This window comes from Fibrella forsythiae (genome assembly GCF_017353175.1).
Lineage (GTDB): Bacteria > Bacteroidota > Bacteroidia > Cytophagales > Spirosomataceae > Fibrella > Fibrella forsythiae.
The window spans coordinates 699,150-717,881 of sequence record NZ_JAFMYW010000001.1 but is presented as its reverse complement, the minus strand read 5'-3'; the positions used below and the strand labels follow the sequence as shown (position 1 = coordinate 717,881).

At 51.1% G+C, this 18,732-nt stretch carries 15 protein-coding genes; 11 read left to right on the top strand and 4 right to left on the bottom strand.

The window, feature by feature from the left end:
* Window positions 1–67: 67 nt before the first annotated feature.
* Window positions 68–1,714 carry a replicative DNA helicase gene (gene dnaB, locus J2I46_RS03580; protein ID WP_207327554.1) on the bottom strand — a complete coding sequence of 549 codons (1,647 nt, stop codon included), beginning with the start codon at window positions 1,712–1,714 and terminating at the stop codon, window positions 68–70.
* Between the two features lie 501 nt (window positions 1,715–2,215).
* On the opposite strand from dnaB, the gene J2I46_RS03575 reads away from it, so the two are divergent.
* From J2I46_RS03575 to J2I46_RS03560, 4 genes are read left to right on the top strand one after another with little or no spacing between them, the layout of a single operon-like run.
* A complete protein-coding gene (locus J2I46_RS03575; protein ID WP_207327553.1) occupies window positions 2,216–3,169 on the top strand; it encodes a PhoH family protein in 954 nt (317 codons plus the stop codon).
* A complete protein-coding gene (locus J2I46_RS03570) occupies window positions 3,150–4,598 on the top strand; it encodes a T9SS type A sorting domain-containing protein (protein ID WP_207327552.1) in 1,449 nt (482 codons plus the stop codon). Before J2I46_RS03575 ends, J2I46_RS03570 begins: the two co-directional genes overlap by 20 nt.
* Window positions 4,599–4,619: 21 nt before the next feature.
* A complete protein-coding gene (locus J2I46_RS03565; protein ID WP_207327551.1) occupies window positions 4,620–5,090 on the top strand; it encodes a GNAT family N-acetyltransferase in 471 nt (156 codons plus the stop codon).
* A gap of 2 nt (window positions 5,091–5,092) precedes the next feature.
* Window positions 5,093–7,216: a ComEC/Rec2 family competence protein gene (locus J2I46_RS03560; RefSeq protein WP_207327550.1), complete on the top strand. Its 2,124-nt coding sequence runs from the start codon at window positions 5,093–5,095 to the stop codon at window positions 7,214–7,216.
* A 7-nt stretch (window positions 7,217–7,223) separates the two neighbouring features.
* Here J2I46_RS03560 and J2I46_RS03555 read toward each other — a convergent pair whose 3' ends face one another.
* Window positions 7,224–8,186, bottom strand: a complete 963-nt coding sequence (locus J2I46_RS03555; RefSeq protein WP_207327549.1) for a lysylphosphatidylglycerol synthase domain-containing protein — start codon at window positions 8,184–8,186, stop codon at window positions 7,224–7,226.
* A gap of 32 nt (window positions 8,187–8,218) precedes the next feature.
* Here J2I46_RS03555 and ruvC point away from each other — a divergent pair, with 32 nt between their 5' ends.
* From ruvC to J2I46_RS03535, 4 genes are all read left to right on the top strand, one after another.
* Entirely contained in the window at window positions 8,219–8,797 is a 579-nt protein-coding gene (gene ruvC, locus J2I46_RS03550; protein WP_207327548.1) for a crossover junction endodeoxyribonuclease RuvC, read from the top strand.
* Window positions 8,798–9,174: 377 nt separating this feature from the next.
* Window positions 9,175–10,227, top strand: a complete 1,053-nt coding sequence (locus J2I46_RS03545) for a glycoside hydrolase family 76 protein (RefSeq protein WP_207327547.1) — start codon at window positions 9,175–9,177, stop codon at window positions 10,225–10,227.
* Window positions 10,228–10,274: 47 nt separating this feature from the next.
* Window positions 10,275–11,693, top strand: coding sequence for a glycoside hydrolase family 125 protein (locus tag J2I46_RS03540; RefSeq protein WP_207327546.1), 1,419 nt, complete (start codon window positions 10,275–10,277; stop codon window positions 11,691–11,693).
* Window positions 11,694–11,869: 176 nt separating this feature from the next.
* Complete coding sequence (locus J2I46_RS03535) at window positions 11,870–12,586, top strand: EcsC family protein (protein ID WP_207327545.1); 717 nt, start codon at window positions 11,870–11,872, stop codon at window positions 12,584–12,586.
* Between the two features lie 97 nt (window positions 12,587–12,683).
* Here J2I46_RS03535 and J2I46_RS03530 read toward each other — a convergent pair whose 3' ends face one another.
* Together J2I46_RS03530 and J2I46_RS03525 are read right to left on the bottom strand one after the other, a co-directional pair.
* On the bottom strand, window positions 12,684–13,646 hold the full coding sequence (locus tag J2I46_RS03530; protein WP_207327544.1) for an alpha-E domain-containing protein: 963 nt from the start codon (window positions 13,644–13,646) through the stop codon (window positions 12,684–12,686).
* Window positions 13,647–13,763: 117 nt separating this feature from the next.
* Entirely contained in the window at window positions 13,764–14,441 is a 678-nt protein-coding gene (locus J2I46_RS03525) for an HAD family hydrolase (RefSeq protein ID WP_207327543.1), read from the bottom strand.
* 218 nt (window positions 14,442–14,659) lie between these two features.
* Here J2I46_RS03525 and J2I46_RS03520 point away from each other — a divergent pair, with 218 nt between their 5' ends.
* From J2I46_RS03520 to J2I46_RS03510, 3 genes are all read left to right on the top strand, one after another.
* Window positions 14,660–15,361 (top strand): NIPSNAP family protein, encoded by a 702-nt coding sequence (locus J2I46_RS03520; protein WP_229379601.1) that lies wholly within the window; start codon window positions 14,660–14,662, stop codon window positions 15,359–15,361.
* 522 nt (window positions 15,362–15,883) lie between these two features.
* On the top strand, window positions 15,884–16,336 hold the full coding sequence (locus tag J2I46_RS03515; protein WP_207327541.1) for a hypothetical protein: 453 nt from the start codon (window positions 15,884–15,886) through the stop codon (window positions 16,334–16,336).
* 284 nt (window positions 16,337–16,620) lie between these two features.
* Window positions 16,621–18,681 carry an alpha-1,4-glucan--maltose-1-phosphate maltosyltransferase gene (locus J2I46_RS03510; RefSeq protein ID WP_207327540.1) on the top strand — a complete coding sequence of 687 codons (2,061 nt, stop codon included), beginning with the start codon at window positions 16,621–16,623 and terminating at the stop codon, window positions 18,679–18,681.
* Window positions 18,682–18,732: the final 51 nt, after the last annotated feature.

The following is an 18,732-nucleotide window of genomic DNA, read 5'->3' as shown; positions in this document are numbered from 1 at the left end:
TGGTTAGTAACTACAGAAAAAGCCCAGAGTAACACCCTGGGCTTTTTCTGTAGCTGGTTCTGGATGCTTAAAACGGCGTTTCCTGACTTGGATCAGCATTACCAAAGTTAGACAGATCGTTGGCGCGGCTTCGTAACGTACCTGGCGTTGGTGGAAGCGGGGGCATGGTACCCGGTGGCGGAATAGACCCTGGCATGCCGGATGCTCCTGATCCATCGAAGCTGCTCATGCCCGACACGCCTTCAGGGAATGAACCCGGTACCGGCGTGAAGTAACCGTCGAGGTCACAGAACTTAGTGAAACGGTTAACGAATCGCAACTGAATGGTATCCAGTGAGCCAGACCGGTTTTTAGCCACGATGACCTCACCAACGCCCAGCGTTGAATTACCCGCTTCGTCTTGAGTAATGTTGTAATATTCAGGACGATACAGGAACATAACCATATCCGCATCCTGCTCGATAGATCCTGATTCCCGCAGATCGGATAGTTGCGGCTTTTTATCGCCTCCCCGCGTTTCAACGGCCCGGCTCAACTGCGACAGGGCAATCACAGGTACGTTCAATTCCTTGGCCAGGTTTTTCAGTGCCCTCGAAATCGACGCAATTTCCTGTTCGCGGTTAGACCCTTTGCTGTTATCGCCGGTCATCAATTGCAGGTAGTCGATCACGACGATCTGAATATCGTGCTGTGCCTTCAACCGGCGACATTTTGCCCGAAGTTCCAGAATGGAGAGCGCAGGCGTGTCGTCGATGTAGATCGGTGCTTCGGTAAGTCGCTGAATTTTGTGGTGAAGCTGTTGCCATTCGTGCGGTGCCAACTGCCCCTTCCGTATCTTCTCCGAATCGATCTCGGCCTCGGCGGAAATCAGACGATTGACCAGCTGCACCGATGACATTTCGAGCGAGAAAATAGCCACCGGTTTGCCATGGTCCACCGCCGCATTTCGGAGGGCAGAGACAACGAAAGCGGTTTTGCCCATCGCTGGCCGGGCGGCAATAATAACCAATTCAGACGGCTGCCAACCGGATGTTAACCGGTCGAGGGCGGTGAAGCCGGAAGGTACCCCCGTGAGGCCTTCCTGATTCTTCTTGGTCTCCATCTCCTTCAGGGCTTCACCCACGATGGAGCGCATGTCGGAGACAGTTTTGCGGATGTTCGACTCGGTCAGCTGGAACAGGTCGCGTTCAGTCCGGTCGAGGAGGGTGAAGACGTCGGTGGTGTCTTCGTAGGCATCGCGCTGAATCTCCGACGACATCGTGATCAATCCGCGTTTCAGGGCCTGCTCGGTGATGATCCGGGCGTGATATTCTATGTTGGCCGCTGAGTTAACCCGGAGCGTCAGCTCCGAAATATAGCCTCCGCCACCCACTAGCTCGATCTCACCAGTTTTACGCAGTTGCTGGGTAACCGTCAGAAGGTCAATGGGTTCTGAATTGGCGAACAGTGTTAGAATCGCCTTATAAACCCGCTGATGCGCCTCCTTATAGAAGGTCTCAGGCTTCAGCAGGTCCACTACAGCCGACAGCGCATCTTTTTCGATCATCAGCGCGCCCAGAACCGCTTCTTCCAGATCTACCGCCTGTGGTGGCAACTTGCCGAGACCCGTATCTAGGAATCGGTTAATGCCTGCCTGTTGCCGATTTCCCGGCGCGTTAGTGGTATTCTTTCTAAAGTTGTTGTTGGGGCGGGGCGCTCCGCTGTTGGTATCCATAGTTAAACAAAAATAGGCGGAAAGCGCCAGTAAAGGCAAGTTGCTTAACGGCCCAAAATTCAGAATCGGTTAACTTGGAAGAGCTAACTAACTGATCACAAACAGGATGCTGACCACCTAAAAAAGCAGGTTATCACCAAAAAAATCGTTAGCCCAAAAATAGATCTTTTTTATTAAACGACTGGGTGAGCGGCCCTGTTTTGCAAGGTTGTTGACCGTCAGCAAGATAGAGAGGACCAGGCAATTATTCAGCCTTTTCGTTGTGCCGTTATTATACGGTAAGGGTTGGGCCGGTGAGCCAATTTTTTCCAAATCGTGTTGTGTAGGTAAGGCGATTCGGTATATTCAACCAACCAACGTAAAATCACTCTACTAATTCAGAGGTTGACTGGTGTCCATTGGAAATGAGATCGAGTCTGCTGGTTATTTGTACTAAACAGATACGCATCTTTTCTTTAAATGGCCCCCAATAATCAGCCTTCTTTAATCTCCCCTAGCAGTTTGGTCGAAAAAATCATCACTCTCGACGGCGACGTTTCCCTCATCGATTTCCTGGGCGTCGAAAACACTAATATCAAGGAAGTGGCTGCGGCCTTTCCAATGAGTAAAATCATTTCGCGGGGTAACGAAATCCGTATCAAAGGCACTACGCCCGAAATTTCCCGCATCACCGACATTCTGGAATCGCTGATGCAGCATTACCAGCGGTATGGTAAGCTGACCCACGAAAATGTGCAAACGTACCTGAGTGGCGGCAACGAATCAGACCAGAACAGCGTACCGGTATCTGACGATGAAGTGCTGGTGTACGGTACGAAGGGCATTGTGGTCAGGGCCAAGACGGCCAACCAGAAAAAACTGGTTGAAGCCGCCGAGAAAAGTGACCTTGTGTTTGCTATTGGCCCCGCCGGAACGGGTAAAACCTATACCGCCGTGGCCATTGCCGTACGCGCCCTGAAAAACAAGGAAGTACGCAAGATTATCATTACCCGCCCTGCCGTAGAAGCCGGTGAAAATCTTGGTTTTCTGCCTGGCGACCTGAAAGAGAAGATTGACCCGTACCTACGTCCGATTTATGACGCTCTCGACGACATGATTCCGGCCGAAAAACTTAAATTTTACCTGGAGAACCGGACAATTGAGATTGCACCGCTTGCCTATATGCGTGGCCGTACGTTGAACAACGCGTTTATTCTGCTCGACGAAGCGCAGAATACCACGGCCATGCAGATGAAGATGTTTCTGACCCGGATGGGGCCATCCTCAAAAGCCATCATCACCGGCGACCGTTCGCAGGTCGATTTGCCGAAGCATCAGAAATCAGGGTTATCAGAGTCGATCGGTATTTTGCGGGATATTCCGGGCATTGCCTTTGTTGAACTCGATGGACGCGACGTGGTTCGTCACCGGCTCGTGAAAGCCATTATCAGTGCATATGAAAAAGCAGGACAATAGAGGAGGAGTTTTCAGTTTGCTGTCTACCGTTTTCTGTGGCGTTGCCAACAGGGCGACCCTCGAATTGGATAACCAACAGAAGACAGAAGACAGTAAACTGAAAGCTGTTTTGACCGGCCTTTTTTTGTGGATGTCGCTAACCAGCGGTTTTGGCCAAACGGGCGTACCCAGCGTGGGTACATCTGCTGACGACGATAGTCATAAACAGCGGTGTGCCAACCCGATCATCGAAGCCCAATTGCAACGGCAGTCTCCCGGTCGGCTTCAACAGATAAACTCGCTGAACGATCAGGTACGTACCTACACGTTGTTCAACCCGCAGGCAAGGGGAGCGGCCGCCACGGTTTATCGCATTCCGGTGGTGGTTCATGTGGTGCACAATCAGCCAACAGGAACAGTTGGCGGAGCAAACAACCCTAATATCACTGAAGCGCAGATTCTGTCGCAGATTCAGGTGTTGAACGAAGACTACCGTAAAATAGCCGGAACGCCGGGTGGTAGCTCGACCAATCCGATTGCGGTAGATACGAATATTGAGTTTTATCTGGCTACCCAGGATCCCAACGGTCAGACAACCAACGGCATTACCCGCACCTATTACGCGGCCAAAAGCTCTTTCGATCTGTTTAATGACCTGTTTCTCCTATCGAGCATCGTTTATTGGCCATCTGACCGCTACCTGAACATCTGGGTAGCTGCTATTTCAAACAAGAATTACCTGGGGTACGGACAGTTTCCTACCGCAGCCGATACACTGAAGGGACTGGGCGATACCGATGCCCGCATTGACGGCGTTGTTATTGATCATCATTATTTTGGCCGGAAAACGGGCACCGTCACCAGTAGCCTATATTGCTGTGGGCGCACTACCACCCACGAAGTTGGCCACTGGCTGGGACTGATTCACCCCAACGGCGACACCTATTGCGGCGATGATTATGTGGCCGATACACCGCCTATCCAGTCGTTGAATGAAACAGACAGGTGCACGGATATCTTCTCAACCTGCAAGCCGGGCGTCACCACGCGTAACCTGATCGAAGATTATATGGATTACACGCCCGATGCCTGTATGAACGTGTTTACGGGCGGGCAACGCGATCGGATGGCGGCCGTTTTGCAGCTAAGTCCCAGGCGGTTACAGTTGATCCAGGCGAATAGCGCATTGCCCGAAACAGAAAAGTTGACGGTGCTGGTTTATCCGAACCCGAGCGAGACGCAAAGTACCGTAAACGTGCAGTTCAAGGGCTCCCAGGCCTTCAGTACCGAACTGATTGATGCGAGTGGGCGGCTTATACAGTCAGATGCTTACCCAACAACCCTGAGTCGACAAATCACACTACCGGTTACCAATTTACAGGCGGGAGTCTATATATTTCGGGTCAAGACGCAGAACGAGACAGTTAGCCAACGTGTGCTGATTCGGTAAATCGTTGCGTCTTTCGCCACTATGATCACTGTATCCACAATCCAATCGAAAGCCGATCTAGAGACTGTTTTCGCCATTCGTCGGGCCGTTTTCGTTGTTGAACAGAACGTACCTGCCGACGAGGAATATGATGAGTTTGAAGACACCAGTCATCACTTTCTAGCCATGCTCGATGGCCAACCCGTTGGAACAGCACGGTGGCGCCGGACCAGCAAAGGCATTAAGCTGGAGCGGTTTGCCGTTCTGGCGTCGGCGCGGAAGAAGGGTGTCGGAAAAGCGTTGGTTCAGGCGGTGTTGAATGACGTATTTGCGCAGCAACCCGAACCCATCGAAAGTATTTACCTCCACGCGCAGGTTACGGCCATGCCGCTATACGCTGATTTTGGCTTTGTTCCCGTTGGCCAGAAATTTGAGGAATGTAATATCCAGCATTACAAAATGGTGTTGCCCGGTAAGCGAATGCCTGGCGAACAAATGGCGGGGCCGCAATAGTCGTGCGGGGGTATCCCTTTTTCAGGTACGTTGGTGCCATGCTGGTTGGCATTTTTATGGCCGAAGCGTGGCCCGATGCCCGTTGGTGGCCGCTTTGCCTTGCCCTCACCAGCGGGGTTGTAGCTGGCGCGATCATCTATCGAAACGAACGACGGCTCATTAAACCGCTGAGTCTGGCTCTAGGCTTATCCATGCTGGGGCTGTTTGGCGTCATTGGCTGGTTGGCAGTGTATAGTCAATCACCGGTTCGCCGGCCAACGCATCTGCTCCATGCGAGTCAGTTACCAACCGCTTACGAAGCCGTGGTGACGAATTTGCCTGAGGCACGCGCTAAAACGTATAAAGTTGAACTGAGTCTCCGGCGGGGTCAACTCGGCAACAGCAGCAACTTATTTCAGCCGTTGACCGGGCGCGTGATGATCTACCTCGACAAGGGAGACTCGCTGCACCCAACTCCGCTGCCTCGATACGGTGACATCTGGCTGGTATCCGGTCAGCCCCGCCTGGTTGATCCGCCCATCAATCCGGGTGAGTTTGATTTCAAACGCTTTCTGGCCCATCGGGGTATTTTCCACCAGCAGTATTTGCTTGCCTGGCAACGGCACGTCGTGGGCTACGAACCGCCAAACCGACTGGTGGCGCTGGCCTACCAGACCAACCGCTGGGCCGATAGCCTACTAACTGCTAGCATTGGCACCAAAGCGGAATATGGTATTGTCAATGCCATGATTCTTGGCGTTCGCGATGATCTTGATCCGGCGCAGTATCAGTCATACGCTGCTGCCGGAGCCGTCCATATCTTGTCGGTGTCGGGGCTGCATGTCGGTATTTTGTTCCTGGTGCTCACCTGGTTATTACAAAAACTTGCGCCGGGGAAGGGCAATAGTTGGTGGGTTGTCGGCATAAAGCTGGCCGTGCTCTGGTTCTTTGCGTTGATGACTGGCTTCTCGGCGCCCGTGTTGCGGTCAGCCCTGATGTTTTCTTTCCTGTTGATGTCGGGATTGATCAACCGAACGCAGAGTTTGCTCAATACGCTGGCGGCATCGGCCCTGCTCATTCTGTGTTACGATCCGTTTGCGGCGTTTTCGGCTGGTTTTCAGTTGTCGTACCTGGCGGTAATCGGCATTGGCGCGTTCGTTCCGTATCTGAATCAACTGCTACGACCCACCACCTGGATTGGCATCAAACTGTGGGAGATTTCGGTTGTGGCGGTGGCGGCTCAACTGCTTACGTTTCCGTTGGGTATCTATTATTTCCATTCGTTTCCAACATTTTTCCTGCTGGCTAATCCAATCGTGATGGTGTTATCGGCGGGGTTGGTGCCTCTGTCAATTGCCACGTTGGTGCTTGGTTGGGTACCGTATCTGGGTGACGTGCTGGGCTGGTTGTTACAGAAAACAGCCTGGTCAATGAATCAAAGCGTCGAGGTTGTTGGGCAATTGCCCGGGGCTACGCCTGGCGATCTGTGGCTGTCATCAACGGGTCTGGCGTTAGTCTACGCACTCATTGGCACCGGTTGCCTGCTATTATTGACCCGCGACCGAACGTACCTGAATCTGACGGCTGCATTGTCGTTCTGTTTTGCGGTGCTGGTGATTTACGAGAAACTGCAGCAAAACGAACAGCAACGGTTAACGGTACATTTCCTGCCCAGAAAAACGGCCGTCAGCTTTACCAGTGGCCATCAGTCGTTGGTATTGACCGACGATGACTGGCAGGCAAACACCCGCAACTACGACTTCTACCTCAAAAACACGTTTGGGCAGTGGGGAATTGATAGCCTGCAGGTTGGCAGCCTGCGCGCCGATTCGCTCGCCTTTCCGCTGCCCTATCGGCACTACCCGGACATGGCACTGGCTGTGTGGCGAGGGCGCAGTATTCTATTCGTGAATCGAATAGCTGAGTATCGCCCCTGGCGATTACCTGAGGTCGTTGATTATGCCATCATACGTCGAACTGCCGTTCTTAATTGGGCGTCGCTGACCCGGCGGGTGGTAGCCCGGCACGTTATTTTCGATGATTCGAACCGGGCCGAACCGACGGATAGTTTGTTGGCGCAGGCGCCGCCGCCCGGAATTGCCGTGCACTCAATTCGGCGTGATGGTGTCTTCATGGCCGAATGGTAAGTAACAGTTACGAGCTGGCAACACGTAGCCGCCAAAGCGAAACCAGTCCAAGGGCAACCGGCAGACCAATATTGACGAACCAGAGCGTCAGCGTGGCGGCAAGTAGGGCGGGAGCAGACAGACCAAACGGGGCAAATACCCAAAGAGCCGCCGCCTCACGAACCCCCAAATCACTTAGCCAGTTGAAGGCCGGTGTGATGGTCTTGACCAGAAAGATGACGCCAACCCCCGCTGCCAGTGGTAAAGGAGCCAGCAGAATGCCATACAACCGAAAGGCCGCGTAGAGTTGCAGCGAAAAGGTCAGGTGCCGCAACAGGGCCAGCCCAGACACCATAGCCATTTCGCCATGTGTATACTGCCCGATTACCTGCCACCAGACAACGTACCTACTCAGCAGCGGCCACCGCCCCGACCAACTGACAAACTGACTACGGCAAAAGTTGAGCACAACGCCCAGCACACTGAGTCCCGCCATCAGGAAAAGCAGTCCGTTTCCGGCCGTAGTAGCGCGTTCAGGTACGTTGGTCAGGTACGTTGCCCAGGCGAACGTACCCACCACCAATGCCACATAAAACTGCATGCCACCTGCCACCAGCGCAGCACCCACTGCCCCGGTGCGCTGCCCCGCCCGGATGGATAGCACCCGTCCCGCCGTATCGCCCAATGGACCAGGTAGCGCCATACTGAGCGAAAGACCAGCGAGAACACCGTTGAGCGCTTCGCCGAAAGGTAGCGGAGCCAATCGCCGGACGAGCCACTGCCATTTTAGCGCTTCGAACGACCAGTTTAACGGCGTCAACACAATCAGCAAAACTGCCCAGCCCGACCGCCAGTTAGTCTGAACCAGCGGCTGGCGCAAATCGGACCAGCGGATTGTTTGCTGATGCAACGTCCAGCCGATGAAGCCAATAAGTGAAAAAAAGGTGGCTGCTTTGGCCCAGCGAGTGATTTTTTTGGTTACGTCGGGCATGGAATACGTTCCGAAAGCGTTACTTTGCACATATGGCCTCTAAAACTCCCGTTACTGAAAAAATCATCCTCGGTGTTGACCCCGGCACTGTGATTGCCGGTTATGGCGTCATTTCGGTTCGGGCGGGCGTAATGCGGATGTTGCAATATGGGGTCATTAATCTCTCCAAATATACGACCCATCAACTCAAGCTTCAGAAACTGCACGAAACCATGCACCGGCTCATCGAGGAACATAAGCCTGATGAAATGGCCATTGAAGACCCGTTCTTCGGAAAAAACGTGCAGGTGATGCTTAAGCTGGGGCGGGCGCAGGGCGTGGTGATGGCGGCTGCCCTATCACGGGGCATTCCGATCGTTGAATACGCACCCCGCCGGGTAAAACAATCGGTCACGGGTAATGGAAATGCCTCCAAAGAGCAGGTGTCGCACATGGTATCCAGCCTGCTGGCCGAAGAGTTAGTGCCCGAATTTTTCGACGCTACCGATGCACTGGCCATCGCAATCTGCCATCATTTCCACGAAAACGCGCTGCCTGTAAGGTCGACCAAAAAGACGAAGAAAGGGGCGTGGGGCGCTTTTGTAAGCGAAAACGAAAGCCGGATTATGTAAGCGTACTTCCGCCGGATGCCGCCTCAATTGATCATCTGAGTTGTACTGTAAAGTCATTGCCAGCAGGTGATGACTTTTTTTATGCAGGTGAGGCCCTGATTAACTAGTTGTTTTATCTGTTTCGGTAGTCTTTGTCCTCCCGTCGGGAGGACGAAAATTGGAAACTGTTTCAGCTTACCAAATCCAAAAACTAAATTTTTTCCTCCAAGGATGTAGGATAGGCAAGGGTAAAATTGTCTTTGTCTGTACGGCGGATAGCAACACTCTATTTTACTCCGCCATTCGACCAGATCATGCTGTATTCGTCAAGATGTTTACTCAATAGTTTATGCTTCACTCTTCTTCTTGCAGGTCTTCTAACTGCCCCGGCCAGCATATTGGCACAGGGCGTCAAGCCCGAGCAAGTGAACTGGAATGCAATTGCTGATAGCAGCAGTATGGCGCTGGATACGCAGTTCTTCAACCCGGCTGGACGGTATTTTAACGTCAACAATAGCGGTAAGACAGACTTTAATTACTGGCCGCAAGCTCATGCCCTCGACCTGCTTGTTGATGCCTATACCCGTACGAACGATGCCCGCTACCTGACCCATATGAATGACTGGTTTGTTGGCGTACCGGTCAAGAATGGTAATTCGTTCCTGAACACGTATTACGACGATATGCTCTGGAATGCGCTGGCGATGCTCAGAGCGTATGATGCCACGAAGGATAAAAAATGGCTCGATGCCACCCGGCTCTTGTGGGATGATATCAAGCTTGGATGGAGTGATGTTCAGGGTGGTGGCATTGCCTGGCAGAAAAAGCAGCTCTACTATAAAAATACGCCAGCCAATGCGCCTGCAATTATTCTGGCCGCCCGCCTCTACCAGCGTTTCAAGCGGAAAGATGACCTCGACTGGGCGAAAAAGATATACGATTGGCAACTAAAAACACTTGTTGATCCCGCAACCGGCTTCGTCTACGATGGCATCAATCGCCAGAACGATGGGAAGATCGATCTGAACTGGAAGTTTACCTATAATCAGGGGCTGATGATCGGGGCAGGGGTGGAGATGTTCCGAGCTACCAGGGTCAATACGTACCTGAACGAGGCAGTGAAGACGGCTAATTTCACGCTTACCGACGCCAATCTCGCGCCTTCAGGCATACTAAAAGCCGAAGGAAATGGCGATGGTGGCTTGTTTAAAGCCGTTCTTGTCCGTTATCTTGCCCTGCTGGCTGTTGAAGCTGCTGCACCTGCCACTGACCGGAACAGGTTTGTTCGCTTTCTGACCAGCAACGCCGAAAGCCTCTGGCAAACTGGTACTCAGAAGCCTGCGATCGTGTTTGGCCCCAACTGGACCAGGCAGCCCACAGATGGAAAGGCGGAACTGACAACTCAACTCAGCGGCGCCATTTTGCTGGAAGCCATAACCCGATTAAACTAATTTTCCGTTGCTCTCAGCAGGAGCAGACGTAAGTGTAATTAAATAATATGAACCGAAGAACATTCATTCAAACGGCTTCCCTAACCACCGCTGCCGTATCGGCAGGGCAATTCTCACTGGCTAAACCGGCGGCAGATTATCCCGTTGTTCGGGTGCCGCTTTCGCAGCGCAATTTCCGGTCAGAGGCCGTTGAGAAAACCATTCTGGCCGTAAAGAACGGAATAAAAAATCCGGAGATGGCGTGGCTGTTCGAGAACTGCTTCCCCAATACGCTCGATACGACCGTTGACCACTCAATGCTCGATGGAAGGCCTGACACGTATGTCATCACTGGTGATATTGATGCCATGTGGCTGCGCGATTCGACAGCGCAGGTATGGCCTTATTTGCCTCTGATGTCGCAGGATAAACCACTACAACAACTGGTGGCTGGTGTTATTGCCCGGCAGGCGCGCTGTATCCGGTTCGATCCGTACGCCAATGCCTTTTACAAAGAGCAGACTAAAACGGGTGAGTGGAAGAATGATGCCACCGACATGAAACCCGGCCTCCACGAGCGCAAATGGGAGATAGACAGCCTCTGCTATCCTATTCGGCTCGCTTATTTTTATTGGAAACGAACAGGCGATACAACACCGTTCGATGCCAGCTGGCAGGAAGCCATGCGGCTGGTTGTTCAAACGTTTCGCGAACAGCAACGCAAGACCGGAAAGGGCCCTTATAAATTTGAACGGCGCACGAGTTGGGCCACTGATGGTGTACCATTAGGTGGTTACGGATACCCCGCCAAACCCAACGGGCTCATCTGCTCAATGTTTCGCCCCAGCGACGACGCCACCATTTACCCGTACCTGATTCCAGCGAACTTCTTTGCCGTAACCTCGCTCCGGCAAATGGCTGAGTTGCTCACGGCCTTAAAATCAAACGCGTCACTGGCGAACGAAGCGCGCACAATGGCCAATGAAGTAGATGCCGCGCTGAAGCAACACGCCGTAACGACACATCCAAAATATGGTAAAGTGTATGCTTATGAAGTAAACGGCTACGGATCGTATAATTTGATGGACGATGCCAACGTACCCAGCCTCCTGGCTATGCCGTATCTGGGAGCTATGCCCGTCAGCGATCCGATCTACCAGAATACGCGTAAGCTGTTGCTCAGCGACGATAACCCGTTCTTCTTCAGAGGGAAAGCAGGCGAAGGTATTGGTGGCCCACACGCCGGTATCGATATGATATGGCCTCTCAGCATCATTATCCGTGGCCTCACAAGCACCAACGATGCCGAGATCAGGCAATGTTTGCGTACGTTACAAAGCATCAATGCGGGGACGGGCTTTATGCACGAAGCCTTTCATAAAGACGATGCCAGCAAGTTTACCCGCAAATGGTTTGCCTGGGCCAATACCATCTTCGGCGAGTTTGTGCTGAAAACCTTCAACGAACGGCGGAGCCTGCTTTCGTAATGCTACTTGCCGGGGTTGTTGACGCGCTGCACTGACAATCCCGGTAACGTGATACGCTGACTGGACCATGATGCCATTGGAGTAAGGGAAAAACCATTCGTGGAAAATCCAGCATATAGTCAGCCAAAGCTGGGGCGTTTTGGGTTATCACCAGTATGTCCACTCAACTCGATTCAATGACGTCCTACGAACAGACGGCTCAGCAGGAGGTTGTGCGCTGGTCGGAAAAGATGCGCCGGAAGCCTTCATTGACAAACCGGCTGGCAAAATCGTGGCAAACACGAATCAACCGGTTGATTCCGAATAAAGTGCATGCGGTGATAACGGGAGCCATCAAACACATGACTCGTGCCGTATTGCTAGGTTCTGAGTTCACAGCTCCCAAGCCGTTGACGAACAAATCGCTCGAAGAGCGCGAAGCAGCCGTTCATAACCGGATTGCCTGGTATAAGCGATTTGGGGCGGCCGAAGGGGGCTTAACCGGTGCCGCCGGCCTGCTGGTAGGCCTTGCCGATTTTCCGCTGCTGTTGAGTCTGAAAATGAAAATGCTCTACGATATTGCCGCACTCTACGGGCACGATGTGTCAGACTACCGGGAGCGGCTCTACCTGCTTCATATCTTTCAACTGGCGTTTTCGAGCCAAAGCCGCCGTCAGGAACTCTTCGCGCAACTCGAGAACTGGACAACCTATTCCCAGACGCTCCCCAACGATATCCATCAGTTCGATTGGCTGACGTTTCAGCAGGAATACCGCGATTATATTGACCTGGCCAAAATGCTTCAGCTTGTACCCGGTATCGGCGCCGTTGTAGGCGTCATCGCTAACTGGCGATTGCTCGACGACCTGGGGAACGTAGCCGTAATGGCCTATCGAATGAGAACAAAGAAATAGGCGGCACTAAACAGGCCCGGCGCCCAGGCTAGTATGTACAACTAACTGTGGAGCCAGGCCTGTTCCCGGATATCCAGGACAAAAAGACGCCTTTCCTTTACGCCTCTACAGCTTTCAGATCGAAATACGTTTTGTAAATCTCCGTACCGATTTCGTTGGTCTGGGTCTGGAAATTATCAAGGAACTCGTGCAGGCCGCTTTTAAATACATCGTCTACCACCGTAAATTCCAGATCGCTCCTCAGCTTACTGATAGCCCGTTCGGCACTGTTGCCAAACCCCTGCGATACCAGCGTACCTGAGATTTCGTACAGCGATAATTCGGCCTGACGAATGCAATGTGCCGCCGCCCTCGGGAATAGTTTATCCAACAGGAGAAATTCCACAATGTTGGCGGGCGTTAAGCTGCGATACTGCTGCCGGAACATGTTATAGGCCGACACCGATTTAAGCACAGCGGCCCAGATCACCAGGTCGAGCGTGGTCGAAGCTGATCCGTCGGCGGGGAGGAGGGTGAAATACTTTACGTCCAGAAACCGGGTCGTTTTATCGGCGCGTTCGGTGAACCGGCCAACGCGGGCAAAATGCCAGGCTTCGTTGCGGGTAATCGTAGCGTCGATGATGCCGTAGAAAAGCTGCGCTCCGTAGCTGATTTCGGTAAAAAAATCCTGCGTCTGACCCAGGCTCCAGTCGGCGTGGTTACCGGTTCCCTGAACCATGTGGTAGAGTTCGTTCAGTTTTTCCCACATCTCCCGCGAGATCGTCTCCCGAACAGTGCGTGCGTTTTCACGGGCAAAATTCAGGCTGGATACAATCGAACTGGGGTTCCGCTTATCGAACGTCATATACTCGATCACATTGTCGCGGGTTGCCTCCTGATAGTGTTCGTAGAAACCAAAGTTGTTGGCAGTAGCAATAAGCAGCGGCTCCCATTGCGGTACCACGTTGGGTGGTAGATCGAGGGCAAGGTTGAAATTCACGCTCATGAAGCGGGCATAATTCTCGGCCCGTTCAATGTAGCGATTCATCCAGTAAATTGAGTTGGCAACGCGGCTCAGCATGATGTTAGCGGGGAATAAAAAAGAGATTTGTCAAAAATAACCCCCTCACGCGCTGAAACAAGTGATTCCGGAGAAAAGCCTGGTTAGCCTTGCTCGATTCATACTCACGACCGGGAGCTAAGTGAGCATACCGCTCAATTGGTCTACCTTGATTTGCGTATACGCATCAATCACCAGGTCTGCTTTTTCTGTTGCTTCCGGTTCGTGGCTGGTTTTGAGGGCAATAACTTTCATGCCCGCATGCTGGGCCGCTTCAACACCTTTTGCCGAGTCTTCAAAAACAAGACACCGTACCGGATCGGCACCCATCCGGTCGGCCGCAATCCGGAAAACCGCAGGGTCAGGTTTACCCTTAGGTACGTCGCCATCGGTGATCACGTGCTGAAAAAATTGACGGATGCCCAACTTGTCAAAAACGAAATCAACATTTAGTAGTGGGGCCGATGTGGCAAGCGCCATTGGGATGCCGGCAGCTTTTACCGCCATTAAAAATCCGGGAAGGCCAGCTATCGGCCTGATTATAGGGCTGTATAGTTGCTGAAAAAGAGTTTCTTTTTCAACAACCAGTTCTTCTATCTGTTTGTCTGTTAATTTCTTACCTTTTTGTCCAAAGAAGAAGGTCATTATCTCGGTATTGATTCGGCCAGAGATGTGTTGCGTAAAATCATCATCAGAGATTTTGATACCATGACGAGCAAAAAATTGAGTGTATGCTTCTCTGTGGGTTGGATTACTATCAATCAGTGTTCCATCCATATCGAAAATCAGGTATAGCGTATTGTTTGTATCTGTCATAGTTGTTCATGATTATATATTATGACAGATAGGCGTTCATTTTGTTCATACCAGGTGTGTGCATGTCAGCGCTAAAACCAACGCTGATTTTCAGGAAATCAGTATAATTTTTGAAACTATGTCCTTTCACTCTAAAATATCACATACATCTGATGACCAAACATCGCTTCACCCTTTCAAATACAGTTGGCTTATTGGCGCTTTGCTGTCTGACCACTATGGCTTTTGCTCAAAGTCCCTCTTCAAAATACTATGAGGTACGTGTGTACCATCCAACTCCGGGTAAGTACGAGGCTATTGTTGACCGGTTCAGGCAATACACGACCAAGCTTTTTGAAAAACATGGCATGGAAAATATCGGCTACTGGACCCCAATCGACACCAGCCGTAAAGAGTTGATCTACATTCTGGCCTATCCCAGCAAGGCTGCCCGCGATACATCGTGGAAACATTTCGGATCTGATCCGGCCTGGCGGGCGGTAGTGGCCAAGACAGAAGCCAACGGGAAACTGGTCGAGAAAGTTGACTCTTACTTTATGACCGAATCAGACCTGTCGCCTGCCATTAAGCTAAAGAAAAAATCACCGATGCGTACGTTTGAACTACGTACCTACACTGCCCAGCCAGACAAACTGCCAAACCTGCTGACCCGTTTCCGCGACCACACCCGGAAGCTGTTTACGAAGCACGGTATGGAAAACATTGCCTATTGGACAACGGCCGAAAAAGAGGGCGTGCAGCCCAAACTGGTCTATATCCTTGCCCATCCAAGTGAAGAAGAAGGAAAGGCAAATTTTGAGATGTTTCGCAAAGATCCAATCTGGGAGAAAGTAAAAGCAGATTCGGAAAAAGGAGGCCCATTAACCGTGAAAGTTGAGTCGGTCTACATGAAACCTACCGATTACTCACCGATCCAATAACCGCAGATACACGTCAACCGCCTTTATTTTACAAAAACTTAAGCCTTACCTGAACATCAGGTAAGGCTTAAGTTTTTGTACCTCGGTATACTTACTGATGCGTTATTTTAAAATACACTATCTATCTGGATAAACAGTTTTCCGGATCCTGTAAAAATCCATACTGTCACTATTTCTGAAAGTTTAGCACTCAAATAGACCTGTTTTGTGAAAATTAGTTATAAGAAATCGTGTTTTTATCTACTTTATTGAGCACCTTTTTTATTAGGTAACGGCTACTAGCTATTACTTTTTATAAGTTTCACCGGCCCGAATATGCTGCCTGCCGTGCATGTGTAGGTTAATAAATGACGAAGCAGACTCCCTTAATTTATGAGCGTAAATGTTGATGCCGAATAAAATGTGAAGAGGATAGCATATTTCTGCATTCTAGAAAAGGTGCTAAACTAGGTTATTATAAATAATTTTTTCTCACCTAATATAAATGTGTATGTTTGTGATGAACTTATCAATCCCAACATTATGCAGACAGGCGAAATCCGCTTCTTCAACCCTTCGGAAAACACAGATGTTGTTCCACAAAAGCGCTCGAAAAAACCAGCTACACTTACTGGCTATATTTCTACAACGGGAAAATTAGTACTGCCAAATAAAACTGTTGAACAGCTAGGCCTCAATCTTGATGGAATGACGTTTAAAGTTGGTGCTCAGGCCGGTAAGCGTACTGCTAAACTTTTGTATCTGGTGCCGGCTGATTCTGGTGACTCATCTGCTTTTGAAGTAGTGAAGGCGGCAAAAAGCTACAGCATTTCGTTGCCATTTATTCTCCAAAAGAATGGTATTGACTACGTTACTCAGAAATATACCTTCGTTATCAGCTCTTTCGACTTTGACGGCGGCGTAACTGGCTATTCGTTGAAATTGAACAAGCCTGCTGAAAAAACTGGTAAAGTTGGTCGGCCAAAGGCCGAGTAGCTGAATACACCCATAGCCTGATTGGTGGCCAGCAAATCGAACACCCGAGGCCATGAATTACTAATTGCTCTGTGTTGACAGTAGTTAACAGATCAGGTAGTAGTTCATGGCCTCTCTGTGTATAAAAGATCCCGGGAATACTATGTAGCCTCGCCAAACTTGTTGCAGCAGTGCTTTGAGCGTTGGTGGGTAACATCATTTCTGGCGATATCAGGCGAACAACGAACCGTACTGCAAACTCAGTCGGGCTACGTTATTTTTGTGCATCAATCACCCTTTCATCTATGAAGAAACAATCGTCGTTGACAAAGTCTGCAACCAAACCAGACCTTTCATTGTCTGGCATTGCCGGGCAGACTCGCGTTCGGATCGAACGCGTCTCGCCGGAAGTCGACGCAGGCTACGACCGGCCTGGTAGGTACCCTATAAAAGCCATTATTGGTGATCGTATTCCGGTTGAAGCTGATATCATTACAGATGGTCATGATGTTCTGGCTGCCCGGTTACTCTATCGCCATGGTAATGAAAAAAAATGGCAGGAAACGCCCCTGCAGTTACTGCTCAATGACCGCTGGGCTGGGGCATTTACCGTAGAAAAACTGGGTCGTTACCAATATACAATAGAAGCCTGGGTTGATCACATTGCTTCCTGGCAGCATGAGATCGAACTGAAAGTTGCTGATGGTCAACGTATAAGCAGTGAACTACTGGCTGGTGCCGTACTGGTCGACGGCATGGCCCACCGGGCTGGTAGCGCATCAAATGCCGACGCGCATGACGCGGCAACCCTACTTCGGGTGGCTGCCCTGTTTCGCGAAGGATCAGAGCTAGCAAACAATGAAGCGTATCAGGAGGCAATTCAGGTGGCCGAAAGTGAGCAGTTTCTAGTCTGGGCGCAACTATACCCGGAACGGCAGCATCCGGCCCGCTACCAATACGAACTCAACGTTGAGGTTGATCGGGCTGCCGCCGGGTTCAGTACATGGTACTGCCTGTTCCCCCGTTCGGCAAGCCGGGAACTGGGCCCTGGCAACGTACCTGTTCACGGCAACTTTGGCGATGTGGAGAAATTATTGCCACGCATTGCCGGCATGGGCTTTGATGTGCTCTACCTGCCACCTATTCACCCAATCGGTACGGCTCACCGGAAAGGGAAAAATAACTCGGTTACATGCCTGCCCGGCGAACCCGGTGTTCCGTATGGTATTGGCTCCGCCGAGGGTGGGCACGATGCCATTCATGCCGAATTAGGTACGGTCGACGAGTTTAAGCACCTGATCACCGAGGCGAAAAACTACGGAATTGAAGTGGCCATGGATTTGGCAATCCAATGCTCTCCCGATCATCCGTGGGCTAAAGAACATCCCGAATGGTTCAAAAAACGCCCCGACGGAACGATTCAGTATGCCGAAAATCCGCCTAAAAAATACCAGGACATTTACCCTGTTTACTTTGAAACTGCCGACTGGCAAAATCTGTGGCTCGAATTAAAACGAGTGCTGCTTGTCTGGGCCGAGTGGGGGGTACGTATCGTTCGGGTTGATAATCCGCACACCAAACCGTTCGAATTTTGGGAATGGGTCATTGCCGAAGTGAAGAAACAGCATCCTGATATGCTGTTTCTGTCGGAGGCATTCACAAAACCCAAAGTGATGCAGCAACTGGCAAAAGTTGGCTTTGCGCATTCGTATACGTATTACACCTGGCGAACGACCAAAGCCGAGTTGGAGCAGTACATGACCGAGCTGACGGCGGGCGAAATGAAGCATTATTTCAGGCCGAATTTCTGGCCAACAACCCATGATATCAATCCCGGGGTGCTGCAGTCGGGTCACGAACCTCAATTCCTGATTCGCTACTTTCTGGCCGCAACGCTTTCGGCTAATTACGGAATTTATGGCCCTTCTTTCGAATTGATGGAGCATGTGCCGGTGCCGAATAAAGAAGAGTTTCTGAACTCAGAAAAATACGAAATCCGCCACTGGGACTGGGAGCGCACCAACAAACTAACGTACCTGATCAGCCTGACCAACCGCATCCGACGCGAGAATCCGGCCCTGCAGCAAACCAATAACCTGACTTTCTGCCGAATTGATGAGGAGCATTTGACGGCGTATCTGAAAGTTACCGGCGATAACCGCTTGCTGACGGTCGTAAATATGGACGCCTATAATCGGCGTGCAGGGGTGGTTCAGGTACCCATCTGGCAGTTGGGTATTGATGCTGACCAGCCCTATACGGTTCATGATCTGCTGACGGGCAACAAATACACCTGGAAGGGGGAATGGAACTTCGTGGAACTGGACCCGTATATTATGCCGATGCATCTGTTTCGGATAGAATAGGGTGTTAAAGTAAGGCCGCATTAATCAATAAAAAACGCAGACCGTTGAGTC

Excerpts from the sequence above, each read along its gene's own strand:
- dnaB (WP_207327554.1), bottom strand. The coding sequence starts at position 1,714 with ATGGATACCAACAGCGGAGCGCCCCGCCCCAACAACAACTTTAGAAAG.
- J2I46_RS03570 (WP_207327552.1), top strand. The coding sequence starts at position 3,150 with ATGAAAAAGCAGGACAATAGAGGAGGAGTTTTCAGTTTGCTGTCTACC.
- J2I46_RS03565 (WP_207327551.1), top strand. The coding sequence starts at position 4,620 with ATGATCACTGTATCCACAATCCAATCGAAAGCCGATCTAGAGACTGTT.
- J2I46_RS03555 (WP_207327549.1), bottom strand. The coding sequence starts at position 8,186 with ATGCCCGACGTAACCAAAAAAATCACTCGCTGGGCCAAAGCAGCCACC.
- ruvC (WP_207327548.1), top strand. The coding sequence starts at position 8,219 with ATGGCCTCTAAAACTCCCGTTACTGAAAAAATCATCCTCGGTGTTGAC.
- J2I46_RS03540 (WP_207327546.1), top strand. The coding sequence starts at position 10,275 with ATGAACCGAAGAACATTCATTCAAACGGCTTCCCTAACCACCGCTGCC.
- J2I46_RS03535 (WP_207327545.1), top strand. The coding sequence starts at position 11,870 with ATGACGTCCTACGAACAGACGGCTCAGCAGGAGGTTGTGCGCTGGTCG.
- J2I46_RS03530 (WP_207327544.1), bottom strand. The coding sequence starts at position 13,646 with ATGCTGAGCCGCGTTGCCAACTCAATTTACTGGATGAATCGCTACATT.
- J2I46_RS03525 (WP_207327543.1), bottom strand. The coding sequence starts at position 14,441 with ATGACAGATACAAACAATACGCTATACCTGATTTTCGATATGGATGGA.
- J2I46_RS03520 (WP_229379601.1), top strand. The coding sequence starts at position 14,660 with ATGGCTTTTGCTCAAAGTCCCTCTTCAAAATACTATGAGGTACGTGTG.
- J2I46_RS03515 (WP_207327541.1), top strand. The coding sequence starts at position 15,884 with ATGCAGACAGGCGAAATCCGCTTCTTCAACCCTTCGGAAAACACAGAT.
- J2I46_RS03510 (WP_207327540.1), top strand. The coding sequence starts at position 16,621 with ATGAAGAAACAATCGTCGTTGACAAAGTCTGCAACCAAACCAGACCTT.